Source organism: Pelagibius sp., from assembly GCF_028289705.1.
GTDB lineage: Bacteria > Pseudomonadota > Alphaproteobacteria > Kiloniellales > Kiloniellaceae > Pelagibius.
The window spans coordinates 55,978-70,807 of sequence record NZ_JANQOI010000189.1 but is presented as its reverse complement, the minus strand read 5'-3'; the positions used below and the strand labels follow the sequence as shown (position 1 = coordinate 70,807).

Sequence of the window (14,830 nt, the reverse complement as noted above, 5' to 3'; positions counted from 1 at the left end):
CCTTGACCGCGGCCACCGGCGGAGACGATCTTAAGGCGATGTCTGAACACACTATTAAACCGCCAAGCGACAGCGAGCGGCTGGATTGGCTGCGCCTCATCCGCTCGGAGAACGTCGGACCGGTTGTCTTCCGGCAGTTGCTGGATCGCTTTGGCACGCCTGCTGCCGCGCTGGAGGCCTTGCCGAGCCTCGCCGGCCGTGGTGGCGCAAAACGGCAGATCCGGATCTGCTCGCGCGACCAGGCGGAGACCGAGTCGGCGGCGGCCAGAAAAGCCGGAGTGCAGCTTCTGATCCTCCAGGACCCCATCTACCCACCCTTGCTAAGGGACCTCGAGGATGCTCCTCCGGTCCTTGCGGTGCTGGGTGACCCTCAGGTTCTCTCGCTTCCCACAGTCGCCATTGTCGGTGCGCGCAACGCCTCGGCGAACGGCCGGCGTCTTGCGGAGGCGCTAGCGGAGGAGATCGCCGCCGCCGGCTTCGTCATCGCCTCCGGCATGGCCCGCGGAATCGACACGGCAGCGCACCTCGGCTGTTTGCCCCGGCCAAGCACCGCCGTGCTGGCCGGCGGTGTCGATGTGGTCTATCCGCCGGAAAACCAAGCGCTGCACCGAGACCTCCAGCAATCCGGCGCGGTCATCTCGGAGATGCCTTTGGGAACGGTGCCCCAGGCGCGCCATTTCCCGCGGCGCAACCGGTTGATCTCGGGTCTCTCCCGCGGCGTCGTCGTGGTCGAGGCGGCCCAGCGCTCCGGCTCGCTCATCACCGCCCGCCTGGCCGGCGAGCAGGGTCGCGACGTCTTCGCCGTTCCAGGATCGCCCCTCGATCCCCGCGCGGCCGGCTGCAACCACCTGATCCGCGAGGGCGCAACCCTAATCGCCTCCGCAGAACAGGTGCTTGAGGATCTCCGCCACTACGCGGCCGGCCCAACCCATATAGCGCCGCAGAGCTCAGAACCAGCCGCTCCGGAGCGTCCGCAGACCGATGAACAAGCCGTTGAGATCATGGGCGAAGAGGCCTGCGAGGCGCTTGAGGAACTGCTGGGCGCCGAACCGCTGATGGTCGACGAATTGGTGCGCCGCTCGTCGCTGCCAATCGCCGTCGTTCACAGTGCCCTTCTGGACCTGGAACTGGCCGGACGGATCGAACGCCATCCGGGAAACCGTGTCGCGCGGCTTTACAAAGGCCCTGCAGACCCATTATGACGACTGGCCTTGTTCCGGGGCCGCAGTGCCGCATTTCCACCGAATGGTATGTGCGCGGTCCCTAGGCGTTAGGAAGATCGTAAGGAACAGCCCGAATCATCCGCCAGCATGAACGTCGTCATCGTCGAGTCACCGGCTAAGGCCAAGACCATCAACAAGTATCTGGGCAAGGACTACCACGTCCTTGCCAGCTATGGTCACGTGCGCGATCTGCCGGCCAAGGACGGTTCGGTACGTCCGGACGAGGACTTTTCCATGAGCTGGCAGGTCGACGAGCGGGGCGAAAAGCGCCTTCGCGAAATCGCCGCGGCGGTGAAAGACAGCAAGCACCTCTTCCTGGCCACCGACCCGGACCGCGAAGGGGAAGCCATTTCCTGGCACATCGTCGACGAACTGCGGCGGCGCAAGGTGCTCGACGGCGTCGACGTCGAGCGCGTGGTCTTCAATGAGATCACCCAGCGGGCCATCGCCGAAGCCTTCGACCACCCACGCAGCCTCAATCAGGAACTGATCGACGCCTACATGGCGCGCCGTGCCCTGGACTACCTGGTGGGCTTTACGCTCTCCCCGGTGCTCTGGCGGAAGCTGCCGGGCAGCCGCTCGGCCGGCCGGGTCCAATCGGTGGCGCTGCGTCTGGTGTCCGAGCGGGAAGCCGAGATCGAGGCCTTCAAGCCCCAGGAATACTGGTCCATCGATGTCACGCTTGCGAACAGCGAGGGCGCCAGCTTCGTCGCCCGGCTGACCCATCTCGAGGGCACCAAACTGGACCGTTTCGACCTCGGCAACGAAAGCGCCGCCATGGCTGCGGTGGCGAAGCTGGAAGCGGCCTCCGAGCTGAGCGTCGACCGGGTTGAGCGCAAGCAGACCAAGCGGAACCCCTATCCTCCCTTCACCACGTCGACCCTGCAGCAGGAAGCCTCGCGCAAGCTAGGCTTCGGGGCGACCCGGACCATGCGGGTGGCGCAAAAGCTCTACGAGGGCATCGACCTTGGCGGCGAGGCTGTCGGCCTGATCACCTACATGCGTACCGACGGTGTCCAGATGGCCGAGGAGGCCCTGGAGCAAACCCGGGCCCTGATCGCCTCCGACTACGGCGATCCCTACCTGCCGCATGGTCCGCGCCAGTACAAATCCAAGGCCAAGAACGCTCAGGAAGCCCACGAGGCGATCCGGCCCACGGATCTGTTCCGCCGGCCAAAGGACGTGGCGGCCTTCCTCGACCAGGATGGGCTGAAGCTCTACGACCTGATCTGGCGGCGCACGGTCGCCTGTCAGATGTCCAGCGCTGAGCTCGATCAGGTGGCGGTGGATGTGCGGGTCGATGCCGGCGTTGCCCAACTGCGCGCAACGGGATCGGTGATCACCTTCGACGGCTTTCTCAAGATCTATCAGGAAAGCAAAGACGAGGGCAGGAACGGCGATCAGGACTCTGGGAATCAGGACTCTGGGAACGGTGCCGGTGAGCGCCGCCTGCCGAAGCTGACCGAAGGCGAAGCCCTGCGGCGCCAGGAGGTCCTGCCCGAGCAGCACTTCACCCAGCCGCCGCCCCGCTACTCCGAGGCCAGCCTGGTGAAGAAGATGGAGGAACTGGGCATCGGGCGCCCCTCCACCTACGCCTCCATCCTGCAGGTCCTTCAGGACCGCAATTACGTGCGCCTGGAGCGCCGCCGCTTCGTCCCGGAAGACCGCGGCCGCCTGGTCGTCGCCTTCCTGTCCAGCTTCTTCGAGCGCTATGTGCAGTACAACTTCACCGCCGAGATGGAGGAGAGGCTCGACGACATCTCCGGCGGGCGGGCGGACTGGCGCCGCGTCCTGCACGACTTCTGGAGCGCTTTCTACGCCGCGGTCGAGGGGGCCAGCGGCCTTTCCATCACCCAGGTCATCGACGCCCTGGACGAGGATCTGGGCCCGCACTTCTTTCCCATCGATCCCAAGAACCCCGGCAAGAACCCGCGCGAATGCCCTGCCTGCTCGGAAGGACGACTGGGCCTGCGCTTCAGCCGCAACGGCGGATTTATCGGCTGCTCCAACTACCCGGAATGCCGGTTCACCCGGCCCTTGGCGGTGCCGAGTGACGACGCCGATGCCGACGGTATCGATCTGACGAACCCCAAACTGCTGGGCGAGGACCCGGAGACCGGGAAGGCGATCACCCTGCGCAAGGGGCCCTTCGGGATCTACCTGCAGATCGGCGAGGTGGAGGGCGATACCAAGCCCAAGCGGTCCTCCCTGCCCAAGGGGCTGCCGCCCGCCGATGTCGATCTGGCAAAGGCCATTGCCTTGCTCGCTCTGCCGCGAGAGGTCGGTGCCCACCCGGAAGACGGCAAGGCCGTCACCGCGGGGATCGGCCGTTACGGCCCTTATGTGAAACATGGGTCGACCTACCGCTCTCTGACGGAAGGCGACGACGTGCTGACCCTGGGCCTCAACCGTGCGGTTGCCTTGCTCGCCGAGGCGCCCAAGCGCGGCGCGGCTGCGGGCCGCCCCCTCGGCGACCATCCCGATGACGGCAAGCCGGTGACCCAGGGCAAAGGGCGCTTCGGGCCCTACGTCAAACACCTGCGGCTCTATGCCTCGATCCCCTCGGACATCGATCCAGAGAGCATCACCCTGGAACAGGCGCTGCCGCTGCTCGCCGCCCAGGCGGAGAAGAAAGCTCAGAAAGCCGCCAAGAAGCCGGCCGCCAAGAAAAAGGCGGCCAGCAAGAAGAAGGCCGCCACCAAGAAGGCGGGCAAGAAAAAGGCCGCTTCCACAAAGAAAGCGGCGAAGAAAGCGCCCGCCCGGAAAAAGGCCGTCACCACGACGGCCGCCGACTAGCGGTGCCGCGCAAGAAGGACCCGGCCGGCAAGGCCCGTTCCTCCCCCTTCCCGACCAAGGAACAGGTTCTCACCTTCATCAAGGAAAGCAGCGAGCCTGTCGGCAAGCGCGAGATCGCCCGCGCCTTTCGCATCAAAGGCAGCGACCGCATTCAGCTCAAGGCCTTGCTGAAGGACCTGCAGGCGGAAGGCAAGCTGGACCGCCAGCCGGCACGTCGTTTGACCGACCCTGGCCGCCTGCCCGGCGTCATGGTGATCGAGGTGGCGGGTCTGGACGAGGACGGAGAGATGCTGGCCCGGCCCGCCGTGTGGGACTCAGACCAGCCGGGCCCAACCATCTATCTCGCCCCGGAGCGCGGCAGCCGCTCGGCGCTGGCCGTCGGCGAACGGGTCCTGGCCCGCCTCAAGAAATCGGGCGAGGCGACCTACGAAGCCCAGGTCATCCGCAAGCTGGACCGTCCTCAGCGGCGCGTACTGGGACTCTACGAAATCGGTGAGGAAGGTGGACGCCTTCGCCCGACCGACCGGCGCGCCAAGAGAGACTTCCTCCTCTCCAAGGAAAACGCGGGCGGTGCGACGGCGGGCGAACTGGTGCTGGCGGAGGTGTTGCCCGAGCGCCGCGGAGGCCCGCGGCTCGGGCTGCGCTCGGTCAGGGTCCTGGAACGCCTCGGCCGCGGCGACGATCCCAAGGCGCTCAGCCTCATCACCCTGCACGAGCACGGATTGATCAACGAGTTCCCGCCGGAGGCTGTGGCCGAAGCCGAGGCCGCCGGTCCCGCCCGGCTCGGCCGGCGCGAAGATCTGCGCCAGGTACCCCTGGTCACCATCGACGGGGCCGACGCACGAGACTTCGACGATGCGGTCTTCGCAGAGCCTGATGAGGACGTCAAGAACCCGGGCGGCTGGCACCTGCTGGTGGCCATCGCCGATGTCGCCCACTACGTCCGTCCCGGTTCGGCCTTGGACAAAAGCGCCTACACCCGCGGAAACTCGGTCTACTTCCCTGACCGGGTGCTGCCGATGCTGCCGGCGGCCCTGTCCAACGGCTGGTGCTCGCTCAATCCGAAGGAAGAGCGGCCCTGCATGGCGGTCCACCTCTGGATCGACGGGAGCGGCCGGCTGTTGCGCCAGCGCTTCGTTCGCGGACTGATGCGCTCAGCCGCACGCTTGACCTACGAGGAGGTGCAGAACGCCCACGACGGCCGCCCCTCGAAAGGCACCAGTGACGACAATGCAGAGGTCATGGCGGCGGTGCTGCCCGCCCTCTACGGCGCTTATCGGGCCCTTCTCACGGCGCGCGAAGAGCGCGGCACCCTCGAACTGGACCTGCCGGAGCGCAGGGTGCGCCTGGCGCAGGACGGCCGGGTGCTCGCCATCGAAGCGCGCGAACGCCTGGACAGCCATCGTCTCATCGAAGAGTTCATGATCGCCGCCAATGTGGCCGCGGCAAGGGAACTGGAGCGCCTGGCCCGCCCCTGCATGTATCGGGTGCACGACAAGCCGGACCCCGTGCGGTTGAAGGCCCTGGCCGATGTCCTCAGGGACATGGGGTTTCGCCTCAACGCCTCCAAGGTTGTGCGGCCGCGCCACCTCACCCAGGTCCTGTCCAAGGTCGCCGGAAAGCCGGAAGCCGCGCTGGTCAGCGATCTGGTCCTGCGTTCTCAGAGCCAGGCTGTCTACAGCCCCGAGAACATCGGCCACTTCGGCCTCGCCCTCTCCCACTATGCACACTTCACCTCGCCCATCCGGCGCTATGCCGACCTGCTGGTCCACCGCGCCCTGATCGGCGGCCTGGGGCTGGGCAAGGACGGCCTGCCCGCGGACGCCGAACAGGGATTCACCGAAGCCGCATCGCATATCAGCGCTACGGAACGAAAGGCAGCCGCGGCCGAGCGCGATGCGGTCGACCGCTTTACCGCCGCCTTCATGCGGGACCGGGTCGGCGCGAGTTTCTCCGGGCGCATCAATGGGGTCACGCGTTTCGGCCTCTTCATCACTCTGGACGAGAACGGCGCCGATGGGCTGATCCCCATCAGCACGCTGCCCGACGACTACTACGACCATGTCGAGGCGCGCCACAGCCTGGAAGGCCAGCGCTGGGGACGGGTCTACCGGCTCGCCGATCCCGTGACCGTTCGCCTGCTGGAGGCCGAGCCGATCACCGGCGGTCTGCTCTTCGCTTTGGTTGAGCCAAGTAACGAAAAAGACGCCGGCAAGCAAAAGAGGGAAAATACACGCAAAAGTAGGCGTTCCGCTGACGATCCAGAGCGCGCCCGGCGCCCGGCCCCAAAAAAGCCACAAAGAACCCGCAAAACCAGGGTTACTGCCCGCAGCAAGGCCAAGCGCAGGTCTTGAGCGGTGCTATCGGACTTCGGCGTTCCGGCGGCGTGGTCAAAAAGAAGCGCCCAGCGCGAACGCCTCTACAGGCAATTATTACTTGGACGTTAACGAATCTTTGACCCTGACTGGTGCTTACTAGCAGACAAATCAGGCTAGGTTTCTCTACGGTTCAACGAATTTGTGCTTTGCGTGAGGTTAATGACTTCGCTTATTGTTCGAACCAAGGGGCGTATGGGGGGATTCCTCAGGGTGGCGATGAGGTTCGGGTCGTACAGTACGGAAGCGGCTAGGATTCTTGATTTCCGCGGTCTTTTGCGGCGGGCTGGCCCTCTGTGCTTGGCCTTCCTCATGGTCGCCTGCGCCTCGCAGGACAGTACGCCACCGCTCGGCTACGACGAGGCCCGCGCCGAACGCCTCTTCAGCCGCGGCTACCAGGACGTTTCTGACATCTTCATCGAAGACGTGGCGATCTCCCAGTTGGCCATCGCCGGCATGGGCAGCCTTGCCAGTATCGATCCGGCCATCGGCGTGGAACAGGATGGCGATCGCCTCAAGGTGAGCGTCGACGGTACCTCCATGGCCAGCTATCCGATGCCGGCGCCGAACGATGCCAAAGCTTGGGGCGCCCTTACGGCCGCAGCCATCAGTGCCAGCCGCTATCACTCGAGCGATCTGGACACCGCGGAACCGGAGGTTCTGTACGAGGCGGTGTTCGACGGCGTGCTGAGCCAACTGGACAGCTTCTCCCGCTATGCCGGGCGTGAAGCCGCCCGCGAGAACCGTGCCAGCCGCGACGGTTTCGGCGGCATCGGGGTCCGCATCCGTCTGATCGAGGAAGGTGTCCTGATCGTCTCGGTAATGGAGAACACACCGGCGGAGTCGGCAGGTCTGATCGATGACGACCTGATCATTGCAATCAACGGCACCCCCGTGGAGGGCCTTTCCCAGCGCGAGGTCGTTCGCCAGCTTCGCGGCCCGGTCCGCTCCAAGGTGCGGCTCACCATCGACCGGGATGCAAACGAGAGCCCGCTCGCCATCGCCGTGGTCCGTCAGCACATCGTCCCCCAGACCGTCAGCTATCGGCGCGAGGGAGATCTTGCCTATATTCGGATCTCGGGCTTCAACCAGCGCACCACCGACAGCCTGAAGCAGAAGATCAAGCAGGCCCAGGATGACATCGGCGAGCAGTTGGAGGGCTTCGTGCTGGACCTGCGCGGCAATCCGGGCGGTCTTCTCGACCAGGCAGTCGAGGTCTCGAACCTCTTTGTGACAGGCGGCCGGATCGTCTCGACCCACGGCCGGCATCCGGACAGCCATCAGTATTTCAGCGCCAGCCGCAGCGATCTCGCGGCCAGCGCGCCCATCGTCGTTCTGGTGGATGGCGGCTCCGCCTCGGCCTCGGAGATTGTCGCCGCGGCCTTGCAGGACTCCGGCCGGGCGGTGGTCGTCGGCAGCAGCTCATTCGGCAAGGGCACCGTACAGACCGTCCTGCGGCTGCCCAACCAGGGCGAGCTCACCCTCACCTGGGCGCGGTTCCATGCCCCTTCCGGCTATGCCCTGCACCGCCGCGGGGTCCTGCCCGACATCTGCACCACCGGCGAGATCGAGCAGGCCGACCAGGTCTTGGCACTGATCAGGGCCGGTGCCATGCCCCTCTCGCGTGATCTGCGCCGGCGCGACATCGACACCAACGACGATCAGGCGGTCGAGACCTTGAGGGCGAACTGTCCGATGCGCGATGAGGAGTCGGAGATCGACCTGGAGGTTGCCACCAGTCTGCTCGAGGATCCCAGCCTCTATGCCTTGGCCCTGCAGGGCCCGCCGGACACTGCGGAGGCGGCGCCCGAGGCGGTCCCGGCATCCGGCGGATAGGCTATAGGATTTCTGTCATAATCACCAGGCAGAGCTGACCGCTCCCGGGCCGGGCTTGACAGCCGCCGAAAGCTCAGTATTTTCCCGGCACCCTCGACGAGTTCAGGTAAAGGACAGGCGACATGGCCAAGCCAGCGACGCAACTGATCAAGATGGTGAGCACGGCGGACACCGGCTACTTCTACGTGGCCAAGAAGAACCCCCGCACCATGACCGAGAAGCTTGAGTTCCGGAAGTACGATCCCGTCGCGCGCAAGCACGTGATCTTCAAGGAATCCAAGATGAAGTGACCTTGGATCCTTTCCAAGTCGCTGTGAACGGCCGCCCCTCAGAGGCGGTCGTTTTGCTTTGGAGCCTGGATTTTGTGGTGGGGCCCGGGATCCGGTAGCCGACCGCCCGGGTGGCGTCCGGTCTTAAACGATCCCTCCGCCCGCCGCCGAGGCGGAGCGTTGGGAGAGCCGCTCCAGCTCCGCCGAGCGCACGCCGTTGCGCCCTGCCGCCTTGGCGCCGTAAAGCGCCTCGTCGGCGCGGGAGATAAGGGTCTCGGGAGTCTCGGTGGGTTCTCGGGTCGTCGCCACGCCGATGGAAATCGTCACCCCCAGCGGTTGATCGCGGCCGGAAATCTCGAAGGCCTCCCCGGCCACCAGACTGCGAATGCGCTCGGCCACGTTCACCGCGACATCGACGTCCGCATCCGGCATGACGATCACGAATTCCTCACCGCCATAGCGGCAGACCAGGTCCAGGTCCCGGACGCCCTTGGAGACCCTCAGCGCCAGCTCCCGCAAGACTTCGTCGCCGGAGGTGTGGCCGTAGGTGTCGTTCACGCTCTTGAAGTGGTCCAGATCGAACATCAGGACCGAAACCGGCTTCAGGGTCTCGGCGATCTCCATGATCTTGCGATCGAGATGGGCGTTCATGTAGCGGCGGTTGTAGACCCCGGTCAGGGCATCGGTATAGGCCATCGAAACCGAGCTGCGCAGGATGTCGCGCAGTTTATCGTGATAGCGCCGGCGGCGGATCTGGGTGCGGGTGCGCGCCTTCAACTCGTTGCGGTCGATGGGCTTGATCAGGTAGTCCGTCACCCCGATCTCCAGGCCCTTGGGCAGCCGCGGCAGGTCTTCCTCGTCCAGCAGCAAGAGGATTGGAACGTGGCGTGTGTCGTCCTGGGAGCGAACCAGGGAGCAGAGCCGCAAGCCATCCTCTTGAGCCAGGTGGAGGCTGACGATGAGCAGGTCGTAGCTGGCGTCCTGGACCGCCTCCATGGCCTCTGCGACCGTCTTCACATGGTCGGTACGGTGGCCGTCTTCCGCCAGATAGTCGGAGACCTTGCCCGCCAGGGTGTCGCTGGCATCGGCGAGAAGCACGTGGGCGTCGGAGATCTTGCCCTCGATCTCGATGTCGCTCTCGGCCAGGACCTCGCCCTTGCCGCTGGCAGCCTGGCGTACCCTCAGCTCGTCCATCATCAGCTTGAGCCGCGCCAGGGAACGGACCCGCGCGAAGAGGGCGATGTCGTTGACCGGCTTGGTCAGGAAATCGTCGGCGCCGGCCTCCAGGCCGCGCACCCGGTCGGCGACATCGCTCAGCGCCGTCACCATGACCAGGGGAATATGGCTGGTTGCCGGATCGGCCTTCAACTGCTCGCAGAGCTCAAAGCCATCCATCCCCGGCATCATGACGTCGCTGAGAATCAGGTCCGGGGCTTCGCTGCGGGCGATTTCCAGCGCAGAGGGGCCGTCCGAAGCCGTCAGGACGTCAAAATACTCCGCCGAAAGCTTGACTTCGAGCAGCTTGACGTTTGCCGGGATATCGTCGACGACCAGAATTCGCGCGGTCATAAGGGACGCCGCCTCACCGCGACTAGTTCAGGAAGCGCTCGACCGTTTCCAGGAAGTTGGTCACTGAGATCGGCTTGGCGATGTAGGCTTCACAGCCCCCCTCGCGGATCTTCTCCTCGTCGCCCTTCATTGCAAAGGCGGTTACGGCAACGACTGGAATGGCCTTCAGGTTATCGTCTTCCTTGATCCACTTGGTCACCTCCAGGCCCGAGACCTCGGGCAACTGGATATCCATGAGGATCAGGTCAGGGCGGTGCTCGCGCGCCAGGCGCAGAGCTTCCATACCGTCCTTGGTCTGCAGAATGTTGTAGCCATGCGCCTCCAGCAGATCGTGGAAGAGCTTCATGTTCAGTTCGTTGTCTTCCACAATCAGCACGGTCTTCGCCATGCTCTCACTCGAGACCGTATTTGTTCCATTCATCATATTGTTTGCCCTGCCCGATGGCATTCATTGCAAGGAGGCACTGTCCTTCAGATAGACGGCACCGACAAGAGTTCCAATGCAGCGGCGAAGCCCCCATTGCAGCGAGCCTGCAACGTCACCCTGCTGACCTCACTGCATTGATAGAACGATAAAGTTAATTTTTGGTAAGCTTTGGCTAGATTATGTCCATGGGACATTGCGACCAAGAGACAAAAAAGGCAAAGATTTCATGCAGATCGGCGTTGATCTTGGCGGTACGAAGATAGAGGCCGTCGCCTTGGGCGGCGACGGCGGCGCAGTGTTTCGGCGCCGGGTGCCGACGCCCCGCCACGACTATGACGCCACCCTCGGCGCCATCTCCGGCTTGGTGCAGGAGATCGAATCCGAACTCGGCGAGCGCGGCAGTGTCGGGGTCGGAATCCCCGGCGCTTTTTCGGCAGCCAGCGGTTTAATCAAGAATGCCAACTCAACTTGGCTGTTGGGAAAGCCGCTGGACCGCGATCTGGCGTCGCGGCTCGGCCGGCCCGTGCGCATCACCAACGACGCCAACTGCCTGACCGTTTCCGAGGCGACCAACGGCGCGGCGGCCGGCGCGGCGGTGGTCTTCGGAATCATCATTGGCACCGGGGTCGGCGGCGGCATCGCCCTTTCCGGCCGCCCCCATGTCGGCGCAAACGCCATCGCCGGGGAGTGGGGGCACACCTCCCTGGCCTGGCCGCGCCCGGACGAACTGCCGGGCCCGCCCTGCTACTGCGGGAAGACGGGCTGCGTGGAGACCTTCCTGTCGGGGCCCGGCCTGGCACTGGACTACCAAACCGCCACTGGAGCCACGGCAACAGCCGCAGAGATCGCCGCCAGCGCAGAGTCGGGTGACCCGGAGGCCAACAGAGCGCTGGAGCGCTATGAGGACCGCTTTGCCCGCGCCCTCGCACCGGTGATCAACATTCTCGATCCGGACGTGATCGTTCTTGGCGGCGGCGTCTCCAACATTGCCCGCCTCTACGAGAACGTCCCGAGGCTGCTGCCGCAATTCGTCTTCTCCGACCACCTCGCTACGCGGATGCTGAAGGCCCAGCACGGCGACTCCAGCGGCGTCTTCGGCGCAGCCCAGCTATGGCAGCCGGACGAGCTGCCGAACGCTCTGGGCCTGTAGAGGTGCGCTGTGCCGGCGCTCTGTCGCGACTGCTTTGAAGCCTACACAGACGAGACGGCAGACCGTTGCCCCAGCTGTGAGAGCCCGCGGCTGATCCGCCATCCGGAGCTGGACCGCCTGGCAATCGCCCACATCGACTGTGACGCCTTCTACGCGAGCGTCGAGAAGCGTGACCGTCCCGAGTTGCGCGACAAACCGGTGATCGTCGGCGGCGGCCGGCGCGGGGTGGTCTCGACCGCCTGCTATGTCGCGCGCCTCGACGGTGTCCACTCCGCCATGCCCATGTTCAAGGCCCTCAAGGCCTGCCCCAAGGCCGTGGTAATCCGCCCCGACATGGCCAAGTACAGCGCCATCGGCAAGGAGATACGCGAACGCATGCGCGCCCTCACCCCCCTGGTCGAGCCGCTGTCCATCGACGAGGCCTTCCTTGACTTGAGCGGGACCGAGAAGCTTCACCGGGGATGGCCCGCCCGCAGCCTTGCAAAGCTGATGAAAGAGATCGAAGACGACTTCGGCCTCACGGCCTCGGTCGGGCTTTCCTTCAACAAGTTCCTTGCGAAGATTGCCTCCGATCTGGACAAGCCGAGAGGCTTTGCGGTGATCGGCCAGGCCGAAGCTCGCGGTTTCCTCGCCGATCAGCCAGTGAGCATTATCTGGGGCGTGGGCCGGTCGCTGCGCGCGGCGCTCGCCCGTGACGGGATCACCCTTGTCCGCCACCTTCTGCCGTTCGAGGAGACGGACCTGATCGCCCGCTATGGGCGCATCGGCCGCCGGCTCTACCGCTTTGCCCGGGCCGAAGACGACCGGACCGTCATCGCCGAGGGGCAGACCAAGAGCATTTCGTCGGAAACGACCTTCAACGAAGACATCACGCGCCTAGACCAGCTCCGCGAACGCCTCTGGCCGCTCTGTGAGAAGGTTGCACGGCGCCTGAAGAAGGCCTCCCTCGCCGGGCATTCGGTGCATCTGAAGCTCAAGACCGCGGACTTCAAGCTGGTTTCCCGCTCGCGCCGCCTGGGCGACGCCACGCAGATGGCCGAAGAGATCTACCGCGTGGCGGCGCCGCTTCTCGAGCAGGAAGCCGACGGCCGCGCTTTCCGCCTGATCGGAGCCGGTGTTGCGGATCTTGTGGACGACGAGGACGCCGACCTGCCCGACCTCCTGGACCCGGCGCGCAACAAGCGGGTGCAGGTGGAGCTGGTCATCGATGAGGTCCGCGACAAGCTGGGAGAGGACTCCATCATCAAGGGCCGGGCCTTGGGCAGCGGCCCCGGGCGCCATCCTGCGCCGTCAGCCAAGCCCAAGGAGCGCGGTTGACCGCCGCCTCGGCGCTGGAGATTTCGCAGTTCAGCAGCCGGCGCCGGGAAGCTGTTCCACGGCGATGAGATCGGCGTCCAGGGCGAAATCCCCATAGTTCAAGCGCATCTCGTCGACGATCCCATTGGCGAACAGCCGCAGATCCTGCTCCTGATCGGGCTCGACGTTCGACTCGTCGGGGCCGTAGAACGCCAGGTTCATGCGCCAGGAGGGCACCTGCTCCAGAAGCGGAGAGCTGATCTGGGTTCCGGCCCCGGCCGGCAGCCGGCGCGACAGGGCGGCAGAGACCCCGAACAGCCCTTCGTCGCCAGACCCGTCGAAAACAAGCCGCCACTGCGGCGCCAGCGTGTCTTGCGCGCGGGTCAGTACATCGATGGTGTGCTGCGTGGGAAAGATCGTGCCGCTGGGAAGCGGCATGCGCCGTTCCTCCGGCTCGCTGAAGACCGCCTCGCCCGAGCCGTCGTCCTGCAAGCGTGCCTCCCCTCGGACCCTGCCGGTTTCGCCGCTGTCGCCGAAGCGGCGTATGAAGAAGCGATAGCGCTTGCCGTCCTTCGACTCCCAGGAAGACAGAGACCAGCCGAAGTTGTGGGCAAAGCCGTCCTCGTAGACCAGGCTGACACGGAACTTCTGCACCACGGTCCAGCCATCGCAGGCATCGGCCCATTCGAAGTAAAGGCGGCCGTTGGCCAGGACAACCGGGCTGGCGCCGCTGGCGTCTCCCAGGCTCAGCTCGTAGGTTGCCTGATGCGGGACCAGCGTGACACCGCGCCCACCCTCGGCGGCAAGGGCGGCTGCCGTGCAGCAAACGGTGAATGCCAGCGCGGCGATCAATCCGGCAATACGCATGGTTGGCCCCCCGCGACCCTGGGCCGCAGCTACAGTGAGCGATCGTGCTTAGATCTAACTGCTTGCAAATCCGTTAAATATCAAGCCTTTCGGTAGGGGTCCTAGCCGGCCACGGTGCCGACCCCGAAGCCTTACCTCGGCGGCAGGAATTGCCTATCGGCCGGCCAGATCTGCCCAGGGCATTCGGCCCGAAGCCCATAACCGTTTGAAATCAATTAAACTCTGTTTGGCCCGTGGCTTGCACCGACAGCATTGGGAGTAGCGTTCCACATGGGGCAGGTTTGAGCATGACTCCGAATCACGCCGACGACTTTCAACTCGAACAGCTGATCAGCCGCGACAGCTTGCCACAGCTTTGTTCTGCGGCGGACCGCCTGCGGCGCATGGCCCGCGATGTGCCGGAAGGGCTCGATTCCTCGGCCCTGCAACTTCTGGATCAGCTTCTCGCCGCGGCTGCGGAGGCCGAACAGTCGATGGCCCTGCAACGCGCCCGCATTCGCTACCTGGAGTCCCTCTCTGTCACCGACGAGTTGACCGCCCTGCTCAACCGGCGCGGCTTCGAAACCGAGTTGTCTCGTGCCCTCGCCCGTGCCCGCCGGCTGAGCGAAACCGGTCTGTTGCTGCTTTGCGATCTCAACCACTTCAAGGCCGTCAACGATACCCACGGGCACCAGGCCGGCGATGCCTTGCTGCGCGCCGTCGCCTATGCCCTGAAGTGCAGCACCCGGGAGAGCGACTATGTGGCGCGGGTCGGGGGCGACGAGTTCGCGGTCATCATGACCCACGCCTCGGCCGAGGAGAGTGCCTTTCTCGCCGGCAAGCTCTCCACGCTGATCAACGAACTCGAGGTCCCCTGGCAGGACCATCTGCTTCCGGTCTCCGCCAGTTTCGGCATGGCGGTCTACGATCTGAACAGCCAGCCGGAAACCCTTCTCTTCCTCGCAGACCAGGATCTCTACCGCAACAAACGGCCACGCCTGTTGCGGACCTGACCCCGGCGCGCGCTTCCTCCGCAACCGCGT

At 65.2% G+C, this 14,830-nt stretch carries 11 protein-coding genes; 8 read left to right on the top strand and 3 right to left on the bottom strand.

Features of this window, described 5'->3' with window-relative positions; translation table 11 throughout:
* The first annotated feature begins 2 nt into the window (after window positions 1-2).
* From dprA to rpmG, 5 genes are all read left to right on the top strand, one after another.
* Entirely contained in the window at window positions 3-1,202 is a 1,200-nt protein-coding gene (dprA, locus tag Q0996_RS24980; protein ID WP_299626773.1) for a DNA-processing protein DprA, read from the top strand.
* Window positions 1,203-1,310: 108 nt separating this feature from the next.
* Window positions 1,311-4,019: a type I DNA topoisomerase gene (gene topA / locus Q0996_RS24975; protein ID WP_299626770.1), complete on the top strand. Its 2,709-nt coding sequence runs from the start codon at window positions 1,311-1,313 to the stop codon at window positions 4,017-4,019.
* Window positions 4,020-4,021: 2 nt separating this feature from the next.
* Window positions 4,022-6,373, top strand: coding sequence for a ribonuclease R (gene rnr, locus Q0996_RS24970; protein WP_299626767.1), 2,352 nt, complete (start codon window positions 4,022-4,024; stop codon window positions 6,371-6,373).
* A gap of 321 nt (window positions 6,374-6,694) precedes the next feature.
* Complete coding sequence (locus Q0996_RS24965) at window positions 6,695-8,230, top strand: S41 family peptidase (RefSeq protein WP_299626763.1); 1,536 nt, start codon at window positions 6,695-6,697, stop codon at window positions 8,228-8,230.
* Window positions 8,231-8,352: 122 nt separating this feature from the next.
* The gene (gene rpmG, locus Q0996_RS24960) at window positions 8,353-8,520 is read left to right on the top strand and encodes a 50S ribosomal protein L33 (RefSeq protein WP_299626760.1); all 168 of its coding nucleotides are present in this window, start codon (window positions 8,353-8,355) and stop codon (window positions 8,518-8,520) included.
* Between the two features lie 123 nt (window positions 8,521-8,643).
* Here the strand turns inward: rpmG and Q0996_RS24955 are convergent, their stop codons facing one another.
* Window positions 8,644-10,068, bottom strand: coding sequence for a PleD family two-component system response regulator (locus Q0996_RS24955; protein WP_299626757.1), 1,425 nt, complete (start codon window positions 10,066-10,068; stop codon window positions 8,644-8,646).
* Window positions 10,069-10,090: 22 nt separating this feature from the next.
* The gene (locus Q0996_RS24950) at window positions 10,091-10,456 is read right to left on the bottom strand and encodes a response regulator (protein ID WP_299393115.1); all 366 of its coding nucleotides are present in this window, start codon (window positions 10,454-10,456) and stop codon (window positions 10,091-10,093) included.
* Window positions 10,457-10,721: 265 nt separating this feature from the next.
* Here Q0996_RS24950 and Q0996_RS24945 point away from each other — a divergent pair, with 265 nt between their 5' ends.
* Both Q0996_RS24945 and Q0996_RS24940 read left to right on the top strand, forming a co-directional pair.
* The gene (locus tag Q0996_RS24945; protein ID WP_299626754.1) at window positions 10,722-11,645 is read left to right on the top strand and encodes an ROK family protein; all 924 of its coding nucleotides are present in this window, start codon (window positions 10,722-10,724) and stop codon (window positions 11,643-11,645) included.
* Window positions 11,646-11,654: 9 nt separating this feature from the next.
* The gene (locus tag Q0996_RS24940; protein WP_299626751.1) at window positions 11,655-12,962 is read left to right on the top strand and encodes a DNA polymerase IV; all 1,308 of its coding nucleotides are present in this window, start codon (window positions 11,655-11,657) and stop codon (window positions 12,960-12,962) included.
* A gap of 30 nt (window positions 12,963-12,992) precedes the next feature.
* Here the strand turns inward: Q0996_RS24940 and Q0996_RS24935 are convergent, their stop codons facing one another.
* Window positions 12,993-13,808 (bottom strand): DUF1849 family protein, encoded by an 816-nt coding sequence (locus Q0996_RS24935; protein ID WP_299626748.1) that lies wholly within the window; start codon window positions 13,806-13,808, stop codon window positions 12,993-12,995.
* 287 nt (window positions 13,809-14,095) lie between these two features.
* Between Q0996_RS24935 and Q0996_RS24930 the strand changes: the two genes are divergently transcribed.
* Complete coding sequence (locus tag Q0996_RS24930) at window positions 14,096-14,800, top strand: GGDEF domain-containing protein (protein ID WP_299626745.1); 705 nt, start codon at window positions 14,096-14,098, stop codon at window positions 14,798-14,800.
* Window positions 14,801-14,830: the final 30 nt, after the last annotated feature.